The following is a 16,679-nucleotide window of genomic DNA, read 5'->3' on the forward strand; positions in this document are numbered from 1 at the left end:
GACGAGGATGGATGCGCGTGACGATTGCGCAGGCCGACCCCGGAATGCTACCGGACGTACCAGAACTCTGCTTTGCGGATGAGCGCAAGGGGGTGAGAAGGGCGCAAATTGGATAACAATTCGCCAATGCTGGTACTGGGCATCGAGACCACCTGTGACGAGACCGCCGCGGCCGTGATCGAGCGCGCGCCTGACGGCAGCGGGAAGATTTTGTCCAACATCGTCCGGTCGCAGGTCGAGGAGCACGCCCGCTTCGGCGGCGTCGTGCCCGAGATCGCCGCACGCGCACATGTCGACCTGCTCGACGGCATCATCGACCGCGCGATGCGCGAGGCCGGCATCGGCTTCGCCCAGCTCGACGGGGTCGCGGCGGCCGCGGGGCCGGGGCTGATCGGCGGCGTCATCGTGGGGCTCACCACCGCGAAAGCGATCGCAATGGTTCATGACACGCCGCTGGTCGCGGTAAACCATCTCGAAGCACACGCGCTGACGCCGCGCCTGACCGACGGGGTTGAATTTCCCTACTGCCTGTTCCTCGCCTCCGGCGGCCATACCCAGATCGTCGCGGTCACCGGCGTCGGCCAGTATGTGCGACTCGGCACCACGGTCGACGACGCCATCGGCGAGGCCTTCGACAAGGTCGCGAAGATGCTGGGCCTGCCCTACCCGGGCGGGCCGCAGGTCGAACGCGCCGCGGCCCATGGCGATGCTACGCGCTTTGCGTTTCCGCGGCCGATGCAGGGGCGCCCCGATGCCAACTTCTCGCTATCAGGATTGAAGACGGCGGTGCGCAACGAAGCGAGCCGGCTCGCCGAGATCACGCCGCAGGACATCAGCGACCTCTGCGCAAGCTTCCAGGCTGCCGTGCTGGACTCCACCGCCGACCGGCTGCGGGTTGGCTTGAGGCTTTTCCGCGAACGGTTCGGCGCGCCGCATGCGCTGGTGGCGGCCGGCGGCGTCGCCGCCAATCAGGCGATCCGTGGCGCGCTGCATGACGTGGCGCGGCAGGCCGGGACGCAATTGATCATGCCGCCGCCCGCGCTCTGCACCGACAACGGCGCGATGATCGCATGGGCCGGCGCCGAACGCCTCGCACTCGGCCTGACCGATACGATGGAAGCGCAGCCCCGCGCGCGCTGGATGCTCGACGCGAACGCCACCGCGCCGGCGGGCTACGGCAAGACGCGGGCGGGATATTGACGATGGCTGCGTTCGACTCGGTCGGGGTGATCGGGGCGGGTGCCTGGGGCACGGCGCTGGCGACGATGGCGGCGCGCGCCGGGCGGAGCGTGACGCTGTGGGCGCGCAATACGGAGCATGCGACGCGGATCGCATCGACCCGCGATAATCCACGGCTGCCTGGCGTTCGGCTGGCGCCGGAGATCGTCGTCACGCACGAGCTCGCGGAAGCCGCGGGCGCGGACATGCTGCTGATCGCGACGCCGGCGCAGCATCTGCGCGGCGCGGTCAACATGCTGGCCTCGCATCTGGCAAAGTCGGTCCCGATCGTCGCCTGCGCCAAGGGCATCGAGCACGGCACCCACAAGTTCATGACCGACGTGATCGCCGAAGCCGCGCCGCATGCGCAGCCGGCGATCCTGTCTGGCCCAAGCTTTGCCGACGACGTCGCGCGCGGCTTGCCGACGGCGGTGACGCTGGCGGCGAAGGACGACGCGCTGGCAAGCGCGATGGTGAAGGCATTGGGCTCGCCGACGTTTCGGCCCTATCATTCCACCGACATCCGCGGCGTAGAGATCGGCGGCGCCGCCAAGAACGTGCTGGCGATCGCGGTCGGCATCGCTGCCGGGCGCAAGCTCGGCGCCTCCGCCCAGGCCGCGCTCACGACCCGCGGCTTTGCCGAGCTGACGCGGCTCGGCCGCGCGCTGGGTGCGCGCAGCGAAACACTCACCGGCCTGTCCGGTCTCGGCGACTTGATCCTGACCTGCGCGAGCCCGCAATCACGCAATTTCGCACTCGGCCTCGCACTCGGCCGTGGCGAGCAGCCGCCAGCCGGCAAGCTTGCCGAGGGTGAGTTCACCGCGCCGGTGCTGATCGAGCTCGCGGCTTCGCACAACATCGAGATGCCGGTCTCGGAGGCGGTCGCTTCGATCCTGAGCGGCAGGAGCACGATCGACGCCGCGATCTCGGGGTTGCTGATGCGGCCCTTCAAGGCAGAGGAATGACGGACTTTCGTCATGCCCGCGCTTGTCGCGGGCATCCACGTCTTGATATTGGACGATCGAAGAAGGCGTGGATGGCCGGGACGAGCCCGGCCATGACGAACAGACGGGGCGCGCGATGAACTATTGGCTGGTGAAATCCGAACCGTCGGTGTGGTCCTGGGACCAGCAGGTGGCGAAGGGTGCCAAGGGCGAGGCCTGGACCGGCGTGCGGAACTACACCGCGCGCATCAACCTCGTGAACATGAAGAAGGGCGACAAGGCGTTCTTCTATCATTCCAACGAGGGCAAGGAGATCGTCGGCATCGCGGAGATCATCAAGGAAGCCTATCCCGATCCGACCGACAAGACCGAGAAGTTCGTCTGCGTCGACATCAAGGCCGACAAGCCCTTGAAGACGCCGGTGACGATGGCCGCGATCAAGGCGGAGAAGAAGCTCGCCGACATGGCGCTGGTGAAATATTCGCGGCTGTCGGTGCAGCCGGTGACCGCGGAGGAGTGGAAGCTCGTCTGCAAGATGGGCGGGCTGTAGCTCGCCGCTGCTGAAGCTTGCTCACACCGCCGCGGTCGCAACCACCTGCTGCAACAACTGCTCACGCCGCGCCTGCGAACGCTGGCCCTTCATCGTGGCTGCAAAGCGCTCCAGAATGCCGTCCTCGAAGGCGGTGACGATGGTGTCGTGGACGTAGCTCTTGCGGCAGATTGCCGGCGTATTCGAGAGTTTGTCGGCAGCGGCGCGGATCGCATCCAGCACCTGCTTCTTGCGGCCGCGCTGGCTGGTCGCCGGCGTGATCCGCGACAGCGATTCGACGACGACGGCGGAGGCCATCAGGGTGCGGAAATCCTTCAGTGAAATCTTGATGCCTGCGATCTCGCGCAGGAACGCGTTCACCTGCGTGGTGCTGACCGCGCGCACGATGCCGTAGGCGTCGCGGTACTGGAACATGCGCTTTCCCGGTACGCCCTGCAGAATGCCGATGGCGCGCACCAGCTTGGCCGCGTCGCATTCCTTCCGCACTGCCTTGCCGCCCTTCGCCTTGAACGTCAGCACGAAGCAATCGTCTTCCAGCGAGACGTTGGATTTCAGCAGCGTGGTCGCGCCGCGGGTGCCGTTGAGGCGAGCGTAGGATTCATTGCCGGGGCGGATCGCGGTGCGCGCGATCAGCTCGATCACGGCCGAGAGCGCGAACTCGCGCGTCGGCTCGTCGCCGGAGAGAAACGCGGAAACCTTGCGCCGGATCTTCGGCAGCGCACCAACGAGCTTTTCCAGTCGATGCGCCTTGCGGTGCTCGCGGACCTTCTCCCAATCGGCGTGATAGCGATATTGCAGCCGTCCCGCGGCATCGCGCCCCACGGCCTGGAGATGCGAGCTCGGATCGGCCGAGTAGCGCACCTCCCGATAGGCGGGCGGCACCGCCATGGCATGCAGCCGTCGGATGGTGCGGGCGTCACGAATATGCGCGCCGTTGGGGCGGACGAAGGAGTAGCCCTTGCCGCGCTTGATGCGCCGGATCTTCAGCTCGTTCTGGTCGCCGAGCCGCAAGCCCAGCTCCTTGGCGATCTCCTCAACCGAGGTTGGGGAGGCCGTGTCGAAGGTCTTTTTCGGGCTGGGGCGCCCCGAAACGGCGGGCTTCGGCCATTGTCCGAGGGCTTTGGCTAGAGCAACAGCAGTCGGATCGGCCGAAGCGGGCCGTATCGTCCCGAGATTCTGCTGATCCATCATGGTCTTAAGCCTTAGCCCTGTCCGTTGTCGGTAATGCCGCTGTTCTGATGTTTGTTCCAAGGAGCCCTTGGAGGGTCTCTTTGGGACCCGGATTAGCCACTTAGGGTGTTCCGAACGGCATTGCGAGTCCCGAATCAGTGACAGCCGGTCCCTGGATACCGTCGAGGGAGCATGGGCGTCCTGCGCCGGCCCATTCCCAGGATCTCGGTAAAGACCCTCGAGGCCCTCCCCTCAGGCTGCTTCAGATTTACGACAGCCACACCCGGTGCCTTGATCCTCCGCATGGCCGGCCGCTCGCCGAAGGTCCAGCTTGTGCTCCTTGTCGGGTCCGGTTAGCCCGACGCATAATCGGTTCAACGATCAAGCGGGCTGGCTGGCGGCCTTTGCCCCGGCTTGCCGCAGGTGGAGGGAAGATATGTCCGAGAAGATCTACGACGTCCCCGCGGAATGGGCCAAGCGCGCCTGGATCGACCAGGCCAAGTACAAGGACATGTACGCGCGCTCGATCTCGGACCCGAACGCCTTCTGGGCGGAGCAGGCCAAGCGCATCGACTGGATGCACGCGCCGACCAAGATCGAGAACGTCTCCTTCGCGCCCGGCAACATCTCGATCAAATGGTTCGAGGACGGAGTCCTCAACGTCGCCCATAACTGCATCGACCGGCATTTGCACACGCGCGCCAACCAGACCGCGATCATCTGGGAAGGCGACGATCCCTCGCAGTCGAAGCACATCACCTATCAGGAGCTTCACGACGAGGTCTGCCGGATGGCCAACATCCTGCGCACCCGCAACGTCAAGAAGGGCGACCGCGTCACCATCTACCTGCCGATGATCCCGGAAGCGGCCTACGCGATGCTGGCCTGCGCACGGATCGGCGCGATCCATTCCGTGGTGTTCGCGGGCTTCTCGCCCGACAGCCTCGCCCAGCGCATCAACGACTGCCAATCCAAGATCGTCATCACGGCGGACGAAGGCCTGCGCGGCGGCAAGAAGGTGCCGCTGAAGGCCAATGTGGATGCGGCGCTCGCCAAGGCCGACGGCGTCGACTGGGTCGTCGTGGTCAAGCGCACCGGCGGCAAGGTCGACATGAACCCCACCCGCGACCTCTGGTATCACGAGGCCGCTGCGATGGTGACGACGGAATGCCCGGCCGAGCATATGCACGCCGAGGATCCGCTGTTCATCCTCTACACCTCGGGCTCGACCGGCCAGCCCAAGGGCGTGCTGCACACCTCGGGTGGCTACCTCGTGTTCGCGTCGATGACGCATCAATACGTGTTCGACTATCATGACGGCGACATCTACTGGTGCACCGCCGACGTCGGCTGGGTCACCGGCCACAGCTACATTCTGTACGGACCGCTCGCCAACGGCGCGACCACGCTGATGTTCGAAGGCGTGCCGAACTACCCGGACAATTCGCGGTTCTGGAACGTGATCGACAAGCACAAGGTCAACATCTTCTACACCGCACCGACCGCGATCCGCGCGCTGATGCAGAGCGGCGACGAACCCGTGAAGAAGACCTCGCGCGCGAGCTTGCGCCTGCTCGGCTCGGTCGGCGAACCCATCAATCCCGAAGCGTGGGAGTGGTATCACCGCGTCGTCGGCGACGACCGCTGCCCGATCGTCGATACCTGGTGGCAGACCGAAACCGGCGGCATCCTGATCACGCCGCTGCCGGGTGCGACCAAACTCAAGCCGGGCTCGGCGACGCAGCCGTTCTTCGGCGTGGTGCCTGAAATCGTCGATGCCGACGGCAAGACGCTGGAAGGCGCGACCACCGGAAATCTCTGTCTCACGCGTTCCTGGCCGGGTCAGATGCGCACGGTCTATGGTGATCACGCCCGTTTCGAGCAGACCTACTTCTCGACATACCCGGGCAAGTATTTCACCGGCGACGGCTGCCGGCGCGATGCCGACGGCTATTACTGGATCACCGGCCGCGTCGACGACGTCATCAACGTCTCCGGCCATCGCATGGGAACGGCCGAAGTCGAGAGCGCGCTGGTCGCGCATGAGAAGGTGTCGGAAGCCGCCGTGGTCGGCTTCCCGCACGACATCAAGGGCCAGGGCATCTACGCCTACGTCACCCTGATGTCCGGCATCGAGCCGACCGACGAACTGCGCAAGGAGCTCGTCACCTGGGTGCGCAAGGAGATCGGACCGATCGCCTCGCCCGACCAGATCCAGTTCGCACCCGGCCTGCCCAAAACGCGCTCCGGCAAGATCATGCGCCGCATCCTGCGCAAGATCGCCGAAGACGAGCCGGGCAGCCTCGGCGACACCTCGACCCTGGCCGATCCTGGCGTGGTCGATGATCTCGTCAAGCACCGGCAGAACAAGAAGCCGGCATAAGCCCGAGCCTCGTCCCCCGGACGTAGCGCAGCGCGCACTCCTGGCGATGCGAAGCATCGTCCAGTCGCGGCGCGCTGCAGGGCCGGGGCTCACCGATCGGTAGAAAGAAGAGCTGGGTCTCGGATCTGCGTCCGGGACACGACACTGCGTTTCGCGCCTTCAAGAATAACAGCCGTTCACACCCTCACGCATTTGTCAGGGCGCGCACCGTCACGGCCGCACCTTTCCCGCCGAGTGTTGTTTTCAGGTCATTTACTTTATTTCGAACTTTTCCTTTGTTCCCCCTGCTGGCTGGCCCTTGGCAGCTGTGTGTGGAAACCATCCGGTTAACAGGCGCGGTTAAGAATGTCTGGGCAAGCTGGCAATTGCCGGTTTTGCGTGAATTTGGACGACCCGTTCGGGGCGAGGGGGAAAATTGATGTCGATGAGGATTGCAGTGGCGCTTGCCGCCACCATCGGGGCCGGGATCTTGATGTCGACGGCGGCGCAGGCGCGGCCGGAAATGGTGGGGGCGCACCTGGCCGATTATTCGCCGGGCACCATCGTGGTGAAAACCAACGAGCGGCGGCTCTATCTCATCCTCGATAGCGGCCACGCGGTGCGCTATCCGGTCGGTGTCGGCAAGTCCGGCAAGCAGTGGGCCGGGACCACCCGCATCGACGGCAAATATCGCAACCCGGCCTGGTCACCGCCCGCCGAGGTGAAGCGCGACAAGCCGAGCATTCCCGATGTCATTCCCGGCGGTTCGCCGCGCAATCCGATGGGCGTCGCGGCGATGACGCTGGCCGGCGGCGAATATGCGATCCACGGCACCAACGTGCCGGGCTCGATCGGCGGCTTCGTCTCCTACGGCTGCATCCGCATGCTCAACGACGACATCACCGACCTCTACGGCCGCGTTTCCGTCGGCACGACGGTGGTCGTGACGCGCTGATCGCCAACATCGGCACGGAGTTGCAAAAGCCGCGTCCGACGACGCGGCTTTTTTGTCACCAGAAGCGCCAGCCCCGGGCACACCAGCCGTCGCGGTGACCGCCATTGTAGCTGCGCACATGACCGCCCGCGAGCAGCGCCGCCGAGACATTGGCGGTGCGTCTGGTCGCGACGTCGGCGAGAACGCGACCGTATTTGTCCTGGCCTAGATTGGTGATCGTGACGCCGCCCTGGCCGAGCAAATTGCGCAGCGCGTCGCTGGCGGCTTCGGCCTTGTCCAGCTCATCCTGGCAGGATGCTTTCATCTCGGGCGCATCGATGCCCCGCAGCCTGACACGCGCGATCAGGTCGCGGCCGTCGCGCTGGTGCACACGCGCGAGGAAAGTGTCGCCATCGATGGTGCGGACGACGTCGACCGGGTGACGCATGTCGGAGCTGCCGGACTGCTGCAGAATGATCTCGGCATCGCGCGATTGTCCGTAATTGGCATGCGGAATGGGCCAACCGGCCCCGTGCCGGCAGACCAGCACGCTCGCCACAATGACCCCGACGACGAACATCCACGGCAACAGCCCCGAGAAATGTCGGCCGAATGGCGAACCACCATAGGAGGGACGATAGGGATGGCTGGGGTCGAAACGCGGCATCCGCGCACGCTAGGGCTGAGTCGGCCGGGCCGGCAAGGGTGCCGAGAGCCGGTGCCTCAAAAGTCCGAGGCGATGCCCTTGCGTTCCCAGTCGCCATAGCGCGTGGGTTCGGGGCCCTTCGGTCCCTGTAATTCCTTCGGTGCCGCTTCGGCATGCGCCGCCGCGGCCTGCCGGCGCGCCTCGGCTTCGGCCAGCGCGCGCTGGGCGGCTGGCGGGAGCTGCTTGCGATCGGGAACGGAGGGCTCGTCACTCATCGTCCGGGTTCCTAGCGCAGGATCGGAAGGCCTGCGACGTCCAATAACGCATTGCTGAAATGGTCCCGACGGGATGTAAACGCGGCAGGCCATTCTTACATTTGGCATATTCGCGTGCCACAGCTTGTTTGTTAAGGCATGCGCCCCATCGGCGGAACTGCCGCTCGCTAAGAACCTTAAGCCGCATGCCATCTCAACGTTTCGCTCCTCCGTCCGAAGTGCCCGGTCTCGCGGCGCGGCGGATTGCCGCCGACATCGTCGACGGCGTGCTGCACAAGCACCGCACGCTCGACGACCAGCTCGACGGCAGCGGTGCCCATCCCGCGCTGAAGACACTCGCCGACCGCGACCGCGCGCTGATGCGGCGCATGGTCGCGACGGTGCTGCGCCGGCTCGGCACGCTCGGCCATGTGCTGTCCCGCCTGCTCGACAAGGGCGTTCCCTCCGACGCGCCGCGCGCGCAAAGCGCACTCCTGATCGGCGCCGCGCAGATTCTCTGGATGGATGTTCCCGATCACGCCGCGGTCGATCTCTCCGTCCGCCTCGTGCAATCCGACCGGCGCGCCGCGCGCTATGCCGGCCTCGTCAATGCCGTGCTGCGCCGCTGCGCGCGCGAGGGCAAGGCGCTGGTCGATGAAGTCGCCGGGCAATCGCTGGACCTGCCGCCCTGGATGGTCGCGCGCTGGAGCGCGCATTACGGCGAGGCTACCGCTAGAGACATGGCGATGGCGCTCGGCCATGAACCTTCGCTCGATCTCACCGTGAAGTCGGACGCCGCACAATGGGCGAGCCGGCTGCATGGCGAGGTGCTGCCGACCGGATCGGTGCGTACGGTGCTGCACGGTTCGGTGACGGTGCTGCCCGGCTTTGCCGAGGGACAATGGTGGGTGCAGGACGCCGCCGCAGCGCTGCCGGCGCGACTGTTCGGCGACATCAAAGGCAAGTCCATCGCCGATCTGTGCGCTGCCCCCGGTGGCAAGACCGCGCAACTGGCGCTGGCAGGCGCGCATGTCACGGCGATCGACCGCTCACCTGCCCGGGTGGCACGTCTGCGCGAGAATCTGGCGCGGTTGTCGCTCCAGGCCGAGACCGTCGTCGCTGACGCTGTGGACTGGGCCGGCCCGGCCGAGGGTTTCGACGGCGTCCTGATCGACGCGCCCTGCACCTCGACCGGCACGATCCGACGACATCCCGACGTCGCATGGCTCCGGCAGGAATCGGACATCGCCGCTTTGAGCACGCTCCAGCAGCGGCTGCTGAAGAAATCCGTCTCGCTGCTCAAGCCCGGCGGAACATTGATCTATTGCACCTGTTCGCTGGAACCCGAAGAGGGTGAGCAGGCGATCGCCGCGCTGCTGCAAGCGGAGCCCGGCCTGCGACGCGTCCCGATCGACGCTTCCGAGGTGTTTGGGCTCGGCGAGATCATCACCGCTGACGGCGACCTGCGCACCCTGCCCAGCCACTTGCCGAACGCAGATCCCAAGCTCGGCGGGCTCGACGGATTCTACGCGGCCCGGCTCGTTAAATCCTGATTTTGCACCGGTTTTTGCGGCGGCGCTGATTCGCACCCTTTCAAGGTGGTGTCAGCCGTCCGATTTTGGGATTAATAAGGATTCGTCGCTCATCCTCTCCCCCTTCAAGGCAAGGCGTGTCGGTCGCTCAACGCAGACGTATCTCGACGCTGGTGATGAACCGCTTCGCGCGGAACATGCTCGCGCGCGCGAGCGGCGGTTCCGTTGCGCTGTCGCGGGTCTGGCCCGGCCGCACTGATCGGCTGATCATCGCGCCGCATGATTTGCGCACCGCGGATGCGACGCGGGCCGCCGAGATCTATGCCGGCCGCTTCGTCTTCGCCGGCAAGATCGTCAATTGCCACGGCCGCTCGATCTTCGATCTCGAACCGCCGTCGGAGGACTGGGAAGTCGCGCTGCTCGGCTTCGGCTGGCTGCGCCATTTGCGTGCCGCCGACACCGCGCTGACGCGCGCCAATGCGCGCGCGCTGGTCGAGGACTGGATCGCCAATCCGAGCAACAAACGCCGCGCTGTCGCGCGGCGCGCCGACGTGCTGGCGCGGCGCGTGATCTCGCTGCTATCGCAGGCACCCCTGGTGCTCAACGACACCGACAACAAATTCTACCGCCGTTATCTGCGCGCGCTGGCACGCGAAATCCGCCTTCTGCGCTACACCATGGTCGACATTCCCGATGGTGTGCCGAAGCTGCAGGTTCTGATCGCGCTGTGCTATGCTTCACTGTGCCTTGCCAACCAGGCGGGCCAGATCCGCAGCGCGTCGAAAAAGCTTTCGGACGAGTTGCAGCGGCAGATCCTGCCCGATGGCGGACACATATCGCGCAATCCCGGTGCGCTGATCGAGCTCCTGATCGACCTGTTGCCGCTGCGGCAGACCTTCGCCGCACGCAACATCGCGCCGCCGCCGGCGCTGCTCAACGCGATCGACCGCATGATGCCGATGCTGCGTTTTTTCCGGCACGGCGACGGCAATTTTGCGCTGTTCAACGGCATGAGCGCGACGCCCTCGGATCTGCTCGCGACGCTGCTCGCCTATGACGACACTCACGGCGCGCCAATGGCGAACATGCCGCATACCGGTTTCCAGCGCCTCGATGCCGGCCAGACCACCGTGATCATCGACACGGGCCCACCGCCGCCGGCCGGTGTCAGCCACGACGCCCATGCCGGCTGCCTGTCGTTCGAACTGTCCTCCGGCATCAGCCGCATCGTCACCAATTGCGGCATGCCCACCACCGGCCGGGACAATTGGCGTCCGTTCGCGCGCGGCACCGCGGCGCATTCGACGCTGACCTATCACGAGACGTCCTCATGCCAGTTCGTCGAGATGTCGGCGATGAAGCGCCTGTTGCACGGCTCGCCGGTCACCAGCGGCCCGGTCGAGGTCGAGAGCTATCGCGAGATCGTGCAGAACGGCACGCTGCTCACGACGTCGCATGACGGTTATCTCGCCAAGTTCGGCGCAATCCATCGCCGCGTGCTGATGATCGCCAATGACGGTGCGCGGATCGACGGCGAGGATACGCTGTCGCCGCCGCAGGGCGGACGTTTCAAGGGCGCGGACGCCGATTTCGCCCTGCGCTTCCATCTGCATCCCGCGGTGAAGGCGAGCCGGCTGTCGGATGCCCGCGGCGTCATGCTGGTGCTGCCGAACCGCGACGTCTGGACTTTCGAAGCATTGGACGACAAGGTCGACCTCGAGGACAGCGTGTTCCTGGCCGGTAACGACGGGCCGCGCCGCACCGCGCAGATCGTGATCCGGCAGGATGCCCGCCAGGCGCCCTCGATCCGCTGGAGCTTTGTCCGCTCCACCGCGTCGCCGGCGATCACCAACGCCCGCCGCAACGCCCGTCGCGAGCCGGAACTTCCGCTGTAGACGCGCTCGATCCGGCCCCATCTCGTCGTTGTGAAAACGGCCAAAAGCTGCTATCGAGCCCTCGTTCGCGCGACTGGCGACCTTGGATGGAGCACCATCGGGAAGCGCGACACATATCTGCCGCGCGCCTGGGCATAGACACTCCTAAGACAGAGGATCTTGCTCATGACTGACCATCCCCGCCGCGTCACCCGTGCTCTGCTTTCCGTCTCCGACAAAACCGGCCTGATCGAGTTCGCCAAGGCACTTGCCGCGCATGATGTCGAGCTGATCTCGACCGGCGGCACCGCCAAGGCGATCGCCGCGGCAGGCTTGAAGGTGAAAGACGTTTCCGACCTCACCGGCTTCCCCGAAATGATGGATGGCCGCGTCAAGACGCTGCATCCGAAAGTGCATGGCGGCCTGCTCGCTATCCGCGACAACAAGGAGCATGCGGAAGCGATGAAGACGCACGGCATCGCGCCGATCGATCTCCTCGTCGTCAATCTCTACCCATTCGAAGCGACCGTCGACAAAGGCGCCGGCTTCGAGGATTGCATCGAGAACATCGACATCGGCGGCCCCGCGATGATCCGCGCCGCCGCCAAGAACCACGACGACGTCGCCGTCGTGGTCGAGGCGCAGGACTATCAGGCCGTGCTCGACGAGCTCGCTGCCAACAACGGCGCAACCACGCTAAAACTGCGCAGACGGCTTGCCGCAAAGGCCTATGCGCGCACCGGCGCTTATGATGCCGCGATCTCGAACTGGTTCAATCGCCAGCTCGAGATTGACGCGCCCGACTTCCGTGCGTTCGGCGGCAAGCTGATCCAGTCGCTGCGCTATGGCGAGAATCCGCACCAGACCGCCGCATTCTATGCGACGCCGGACAAGCGCCCGGGCGTCTCCACCGCGCGGCAGCTGCAGGGCAAGGAGCTCTCCTACAACAACATCAACGACACCGATGCGGCTTATGAATGCATCGGCGAGTTCGACGCCAAGCGCACTGCGGCCTGCGTGATCGTCAAGCACGCCAATCCCTGCGGCGTCGCGGAGGGGGCCGACCTCGTCAGCGCGTATCGCAAGGCGCTGGCTTGCGATTCCACCTCGGCCTTCGGCGGAATCATCGCGATGAACCGTGCACTGGATGCCGACACCGCGCGCGAGATCACGAAGATCTTCACCGAGGTGATCATCGCGCCGGATGCCAGCGAGGAGGCGATCGCCATCATCGGCGGGAAAAAGAACCTGCGGCTGCTTCTCGCCGGCAGCCTGCCAGATCCGCGCGCGCCCGGCCTCACCGCCAAGACGGTGGCCGGCGGCCTGCTGGTGCAGAGCCGCGACAACGCCGTGGTCGACGACATGACCTTCAAGGTCGTGACCAAGCGCGCGCCGACCGAAGCCGAGATGCGCGACCTCAAATTCGCGTTCCGTGTCGCAAAACACGTCAAGTCCAACACCATCATCTACGCCAAGGATCTCGCTACCGTCGGCATCGGCGCGGGCCAGATGAGCCGGGTGGATTCAGCCCGGATCGCGGCGCGCAAGGCCCAGGATGCGGCGGCCGAGCTGAAGCTCGCCGAGCCGCTCACCAAGGGCTCGGTGGTGGCGTCGGATGCATTCTTCCCGTTCGCCGACGGCATGCTCGCCTGCATCGAAGCCGGCGCCACCGCCGTGGTGCAGCCCGGCGGCTCGATGCGCGACGACGAGGTGATCAAGGCCGCCGACGAGCACGGCATCGCCATGGTGTTCACGGGGACACGGCACTTCAGGCATTGATTTCTCGACGACAGAGTAGCCCGGATGGAGCGAAGCGAAATCCGGGAGCTCGTCACCTCACGATGACTGTCCCGGATTGCGCTGCGCTCCATCCGGGCTACGGGACGACGGCGGAGCTTTGCTCCTCCCGCACCCGCATCAGCAGTCCCAGCCCCGCGACGAAGAACACCACAAGCACGGCCATGCCGGCCTTCTGGCTCGCCGTCACCGCGGTAATCATGCCGATCAACAGCGGACCGATGAAGGACGTCACTTTCCCCGTCAGCGCAAACAGCCCAAAATACTGCGCGATGCGATCCTTCGGCGCGAGCCGGATCAGCAGCGTGCGCGAAGCCGCCTGCAATGGCCCACCGGCGGCACCGATCAGACAGCCCAGCACGAGATAGGCGCGCTCGGCCGCGCTCGAGAACAGGGGAGCGCCCGGCTGCGGCGGCGCGACCTTGACGAACAGCACGCTGTCCTTGTCGACCAGAAGGATCGCCGCCACCGCGAGCAGGAGCAGCAGCAAGCTGCCGGCGATCACGCGCCTCGGCCCCAGGAAATCGTCGAGCTTGCCACCGAGCCATGCGCCGAACGTACCAGCGATCGCGAGCATGATGCCGAAGCTGCCGATCTGGATCGTGTGCCAGCCGAACGTGCCCGCGGCATAAATGCCGCCGAACGCGAACAGCGACACCAGGCCATCGGTGTAGATCATGTTGGCGAGCAGGAATGCCGCCAGCGATTTCTGCTGCGGCAAACTCCTGATCGAATGCTTCAGCTCCGACAGTCCTGCGTGCAGCGCCTCGCGCACCGGGCGCTTCGCGGGATAATCCGGCGTGAACAGGAACAGCGGCGTCACGAAGATGATGAACCACAGTCCGGTCAGCGGTCCGACGATGCGATCGCCCTGATGGCTGACCGGATCGAGCCCGAACAGCGGCTTGAAGCCGAGCAGGGTGCGGCCGGTCTCGGGATTGGCGGCAAGAAAGCCGAGCACGATGACCAGGCTGACGATGCCGCCGATGTAACCCGTGGCCCAGCCGGTGCCCGAGAGCCGGCCGATACGTTCCGGCGGCACCAGGGTCGGCATCATCGCGTTGTTGAAGACGGTGGCGAATTCGGCGCCGACGCTGGCGAGCGCCACCGCCAGCAACAGGGGTGGAATGATGGAGGGATCACCGGGCTTGCCGATCCACAGCGTGGAGGCCGCCAGCACCAGCAGCGTTCCGAACGCCGCGATCCAGGGCTTCCTCCGACCTGACGCATCTGCGATGGCGCCGAGGACGGGTGACATCAGCGCGATCGCAAGGCCTGCTGCCGCCATTGTAAAACCCCACAGCGACTGCCCGGTGGCGGGATTGGGCGCAATGCCGGTGGCGAAATAGGGAGCGAACACGAAGGTCGTGATCAGCGTGAAATAGGGCTGCGCAGCCCAATCGAAGAAGATCCAGCTGACGACAGCTGCGCGCGGCGGATAGGTCCGCTGCGCGCTTGGCATGCGCGCATCCGGGGCGATCGTCGTCATCACGCAGTCCTCTTCACGAACAGTTTTGCCTGTCTCAGGGCAAACCGTATAGCATTGCAGCAGCACGTGTGAACCGGCCTGAGGCCACGGCGGAAGCTCGATGATGTCGTCATATCCGACACGGCGGACATTTTTCGCCGTCATTGCCACTCTGGCGTTTGGTCTTGCATCCGCCACCGCGCAGGATGCGCGGCGGGCCTATATTCCACCTGCGCTCGACACCGTGCAGGCCGTCGCCGCCGAGCACGGCATGGTGGTGGCGCAGGAGAGAATTTCTGCGCAGGTCGGCGCCGATATCCTCAGGCGCGGCGGCAACGCGGTCGACGCAGCGGTCGCCACCGGCTTTGCCATGGCGGTGACCTATCCGCGCGCCGGCAATATCGGCGGCGGCGGCTTCATGGTGATCCATTCGGCCGAACGCAACGAGGACGTCACGATCGACTATCGCGAGACCGCTCCGGCCGCAACCACACCGCAAATCTTCCTTGGGTCCGACGGCAAGCCCGACGTCGCGAAGTCGCGCGATTCCGCGCTCGGCATTGGCGTGCCCGGCACGGTGGCGGGTCTCACTCTGGCACTGGAGAAATACGGTTCGGGCCAGTTCACGCTGGCGCAATTGATCGAGCCTGCGATCTCGCTCGCGCGCGACGGTTTTATCCTCGCCGACGACATGGCCGACACCTTGCCGGGCTGGCATCGGCGTCTCGCACGCTGGCCGTCCTCCGCAAAAATCTTCTCGCGGCCCGACGGCACATCGCTCGTCGAAGGCGACACGCTCGTGCAGAGCGACCTCGCCGAAACGCTCTCGGCCGTCGCGGCGCAGGGCTCGCGCGGCTTCTATGAGGGCGCAGTCGCCGACAGACTCGCCAAGGCCGTATCCAATGCCGGCGGCATCATGACGCCGGCCGATCTGAAAGCGTATCAGGCGGTGATCCGCGCGCCAGTGCGCGGCACCTATCGCGGCTACGACATCGTCTCGATGCCGCTGCCGTCCTCGGGCGGCGTGGTGCTGGTCGAGACCCTCAACATCCTCGAGGGTTTCCAGCTCGGAGATTTGAAGCAGGGATCGCCGGCATCGCTGCACCTGCTGATCGAGGCGATGAAGCGCGCCTATGCGGACAGGGCGCGCTATCTCGGCGATCCCGCCTTCGTCACTGCGCCGATCGAGACGCTGACCGCGAAGGACTACGCGGCCAAGCTGCGCGCCGGCATCTCCGCTGCTCGCGCCACGCCGTCGAAGGATCTGGTTTCCACCCTCCCGCGCCGCGCGAGGGCACCAACACCACGCATTTTTCAGTCGTCGACAGTCGCGGCAACGCCGTCAGCAACACCTACACGCTGAACTTCAGCTACGGCGTCGGGCTCATCGCGGAGGGCACGGGCGTGCTGCTCAACAACGAGCTCGACGATTTCACCGCAGCGGTCGGCGCTTCCAACGCCTACGGCCTCGTCGGCTATGAACCCAATCTGCCTGGACCCGGCAAGCGGCCACTGTCCTCGATGTCGCCGACCATCGTGCTGAAGGACGGCAAGCCGGTGCTGGTGACAGGATCCCCAGGCGGCAGTCGCATCATCTCGACCGTGCTACAGGTGATCGTCAACGTGCTCGACTACAAGATGGATGTAGCCGCCGCCGTTGCCGCTCCGCGGCTGCATCACCAATGGCTGCCGGACGAGGTGCGCATCGAGCGCGGTTTCCCGGAGGACGTGCTGGTCGAGCTGAAGGCGATGGACCATCACATCATCGAGCCGATGGGACAGACATCCGCCAATTCGATTCTCGTGACCCCGAACGGGCCACTTGGCGCGCCCGATCCCCGCACGCGCGGCGCGGCAGCCGCGGGGCAGTAACCCGGATGTTGCATAGCTAGAGCGCGCGCGCCGCCTTGCTCCGGCTGCCGCCCGTGCT

At 65.8% G+C, this 16,679-nt stretch carries 12 protein-coding genes, 1 pseudogene and 1 riboswitch; of the genes and pseudogenes, 9 read left to right on the top strand and 4 right to left on the bottom strand.

Going from position 1 to position 16,679, the window contains the following annotated elements; genetic code table 11:
• Positions 1–126 precede the first annotated feature (126 nt).
• The 3 genes from tsaD to ACQ86E_RS13370 all read left to right on the top strand — a co-directional run bounded on the left by tsaD (position 127) and on the right by ACQ86E_RS13370 (position 2,712).
• Positions 127–1,200: a tRNA (adenosine(37)-N6)-threonylcarbamoyltransferase complex transferase subunit TsaD gene (tsaD, locus tag ACQ86E_RS13360; RefSeq protein ID WP_431205778.1), complete on the top strand. Its 1,074-nt coding sequence runs from the start codon at positions 127–129 to the stop codon at positions 1,198–1,200.
• A gap of 2 nt (positions 1,201–1,202) precedes the next feature.
• The gene (locus ACQ86E_RS13365) at positions 1,203–2,183 is read left to right on the top strand and encodes an NAD(P)H-dependent glycerol-3-phosphate dehydrogenase (RefSeq protein ID WP_431205779.1); all 981 of its coding nucleotides are present in this window, start codon (positions 1,203–1,205) and stop codon (positions 2,181–2,183) included.
• A gap of 115 nt (positions 2,184–2,298) precedes the next feature.
• A complete protein-coding gene (locus ACQ86E_RS13370) occupies positions 2,299–2,712 on the top strand; it encodes an EVE domain-containing protein (protein WP_431206466.1) in 414 nt (137 codons plus the stop codon).
• A gap of 21 nt (positions 2,713–2,733) precedes the next feature.
• Here ACQ86E_RS13370 and ACQ86E_RS13375 read toward each other — a convergent pair whose 3' ends face one another.
• A complete protein-coding gene (locus ACQ86E_RS13375; RefSeq protein WP_431205780.1) occupies positions 2,734–3,903 on the bottom strand; it encodes a DNA topoisomerase IB in 1,170 nt (389 codons plus the stop codon).
• A 415-nt stretch (positions 3,904–4,318) separates the two neighbouring features.
• On the opposite strand from ACQ86E_RS13375, the gene acs reads away from it, so the two are divergent.
• Both acs and ACQ86E_RS13385 read left to right on the top strand, forming a co-directional pair.
• Positions 4,319–6,265: an acetate--CoA ligase gene (gene acs, locus ACQ86E_RS13380; protein ID WP_431205781.1), complete on the top strand. Its 1,947-nt coding sequence runs from the start codon at positions 4,319–4,321 to the stop codon at positions 6,263–6,265.
• A gap of 418 nt (positions 6,266–6,683) precedes the next feature.
• Positions 6,684–7,199: a L,D-transpeptidase gene (locus tag ACQ86E_RS13385; RefSeq protein WP_431205782.1), complete on the top strand. Its 516-nt coding sequence runs from the start codon at positions 6,684–6,686 to the stop codon at positions 7,197–7,199.
• Between the two features lie 55 nt (positions 7,200–7,254).
• Here ACQ86E_RS13385 and ACQ86E_RS13390 read toward each other — a convergent pair whose 3' ends face one another.
• On the bottom strand, positions 7,255–7,845 hold the full coding sequence (locus ACQ86E_RS13390) for a thermonuclease family protein (protein WP_431205783.1): 591 nt from the start codon (positions 7,843–7,845) through the stop codon (positions 7,255–7,257).
• A gap of 56 nt (positions 7,846–7,901) precedes the next feature.
• Entirely contained in the window at positions 7,902–8,099 is a 198-nt protein-coding gene (locus ACQ86E_RS13395) for a DUF1674 domain-containing protein (protein ID WP_014438893.1), read from the bottom strand.
• Between the two features lie 185 nt (positions 8,100–8,284).
• Here ACQ86E_RS13395 and ACQ86E_RS13400 point away from each other — a divergent pair, with 185 nt between their 5' ends.
• The 3 genes from ACQ86E_RS13400 (at position 8,285) to purH (ending at position 13,263) form a co-directional block, all read left to right on the top strand.
• Positions 8,285–9,631 (top strand): RsmB/NOP family class I SAM-dependent RNA methyltransferase, encoded by a 1,347-nt coding sequence (locus ACQ86E_RS13400; protein ID WP_431205784.1) that lies wholly within the window; start codon positions 8,285–8,287, stop codon positions 9,629–9,631.
• Positions 9,632–9,786: 155 nt separating this feature from the next.
• Positions 9,787–11,505, top strand: a complete 1,719-nt coding sequence (locus tag ACQ86E_RS13405; RefSeq protein WP_431206467.1) for a heparinase II/III family protein — start codon at positions 9,787–9,789, stop codon at positions 11,503–11,505.
• 59 nt (positions 11,506–11,564) lie between these two features.
• Positions 11,565–11,646, top strand: a riboswitch (ZMP/ZTP riboswitch).
• A gap of 24 nt (positions 11,647–11,670) precedes the next feature.
• Positions 11,671–13,263: a bifunctional phosphoribosylaminoimidazolecarboxamide formyltransferase/IMP cyclohydrolase gene (purH, locus tag ACQ86E_RS13410; protein WP_431205785.1), complete on the top strand. Its 1,593-nt coding sequence runs from the start codon at positions 11,671–11,673 to the stop codon at positions 13,261–13,263.
• Positions 13,264–13,360: 97 nt separating this feature from the next.
• On the opposite strand, the gene ACQ86E_RS13415 is transcribed toward purH, so the two are convergent.
• Positions 13,361–14,770, bottom strand: coding sequence for an MFS transporter (locus tag ACQ86E_RS13415; protein ID WP_431205786.1), 1,410 nt, complete (start codon positions 14,768–14,770; stop codon positions 13,361–13,363).
• Positions 14,771–14,870: 100 nt separating this feature from the next.
• On the opposite strand from ACQ86E_RS13415, the pseudogene ggt reads away from it, so the two are divergent.
• Positions 14,871–16,621 (top strand): annotated as a pseudogene (gene ggt / locus ACQ86E_RS13420) (gamma-glutamyltransferase).
• Positions 16,622–16,679: the final 58 nt, after the last annotated feature.

This window comes from Bradyrhizobium betae, assembly GCF_050632175.1.
In the GTDB taxonomy this organism is placed as follows: Bacteria; Pseudomonadota; Alphaproteobacteria; order Rhizobiales; family Xanthobacteraceae; genus Bradyrhizobium; species Bradyrhizobium betae_B.

Excerpts from the sequence above, each read along its gene's own strand:
- ACQ86E_RS13415 (WP_431205786.1), bottom strand. The coding sequence starts at position 14,770 with ATGACGACGATCGCCCCGGATGCGCGCATGCCAAGCGCGCAGCGGACC.
- ACQ86E_RS13400 (WP_431205784.1), top strand. The coding sequence starts at position 8,285 with ATGCCATCTCAACGTTTCGCTCCTCCGTCCGAAGTGCCCGGTCTCGCG.
- ACQ86E_RS13375 (WP_431205780.1), bottom strand. The coding sequence starts at position 3,903 with ATGATGGATCAGCAGAATCTCGGGACGATACGGCCCGCTTCGGCCGAT.
- ACQ86E_RS13390 (WP_431205783.1), bottom strand. The coding sequence starts at position 7,845 with ATGCCGCGTTTCGACCCCAGCCATCCCTATCGTCCCTCCTATGGTGGT.
- ACQ86E_RS13385 (WP_431205782.1), top strand. The coding sequence starts at position 6,684 with ATGTCGATGAGGATTGCAGTGGCGCTTGCCGCCACCATCGGGGCCGGG.
- acs (WP_431205781.1), top strand. The coding sequence starts at position 4,319 with ATGTCCGAGAAGATCTACGACGTCCCCGCGGAATGGGCCAAGCGCGCC.
- purH (WP_431205785.1), top strand. The coding sequence starts at position 11,671 with ATGACTGACCATCCCCGCCGCGTCACCCGTGCTCTGCTTTCCGTCTCC.
- ACQ86E_RS13395 (WP_014438893.1), bottom strand. The coding sequence starts at position 8,099 with ATGAGTGACGAGCCCTCCGTTCCCGATCGCAAGCAGCTCCCGCCAGCC.
- ACQ86E_RS13405 (WP_431206467.1), top strand. The coding sequence starts at position 9,787 with ATGAACCGCTTCGCGCGGAACATGCTCGCGCGCGCGAGCGGCGGTTCC.
- tsaD (WP_431205778.1), top strand. The coding sequence starts at position 127 with ATGCTGGTACTGGGCATCGAGACCACCTGTGACGAGACCGCCGCGGCC.
- ACQ86E_RS13365 (WP_431205779.1), top strand. The coding sequence starts at position 1,203 with ATGGCTGCGTTCGACTCGGTCGGGGTGATCGGGGCGGGTGCCTGGGGC.
- ACQ86E_RS13370 (WP_431206466.1), top strand. The coding sequence starts at position 2,299 with ATGAACTATTGGCTGGTGAAATCCGAACCGTCGGTGTGGTCCTGGGAC.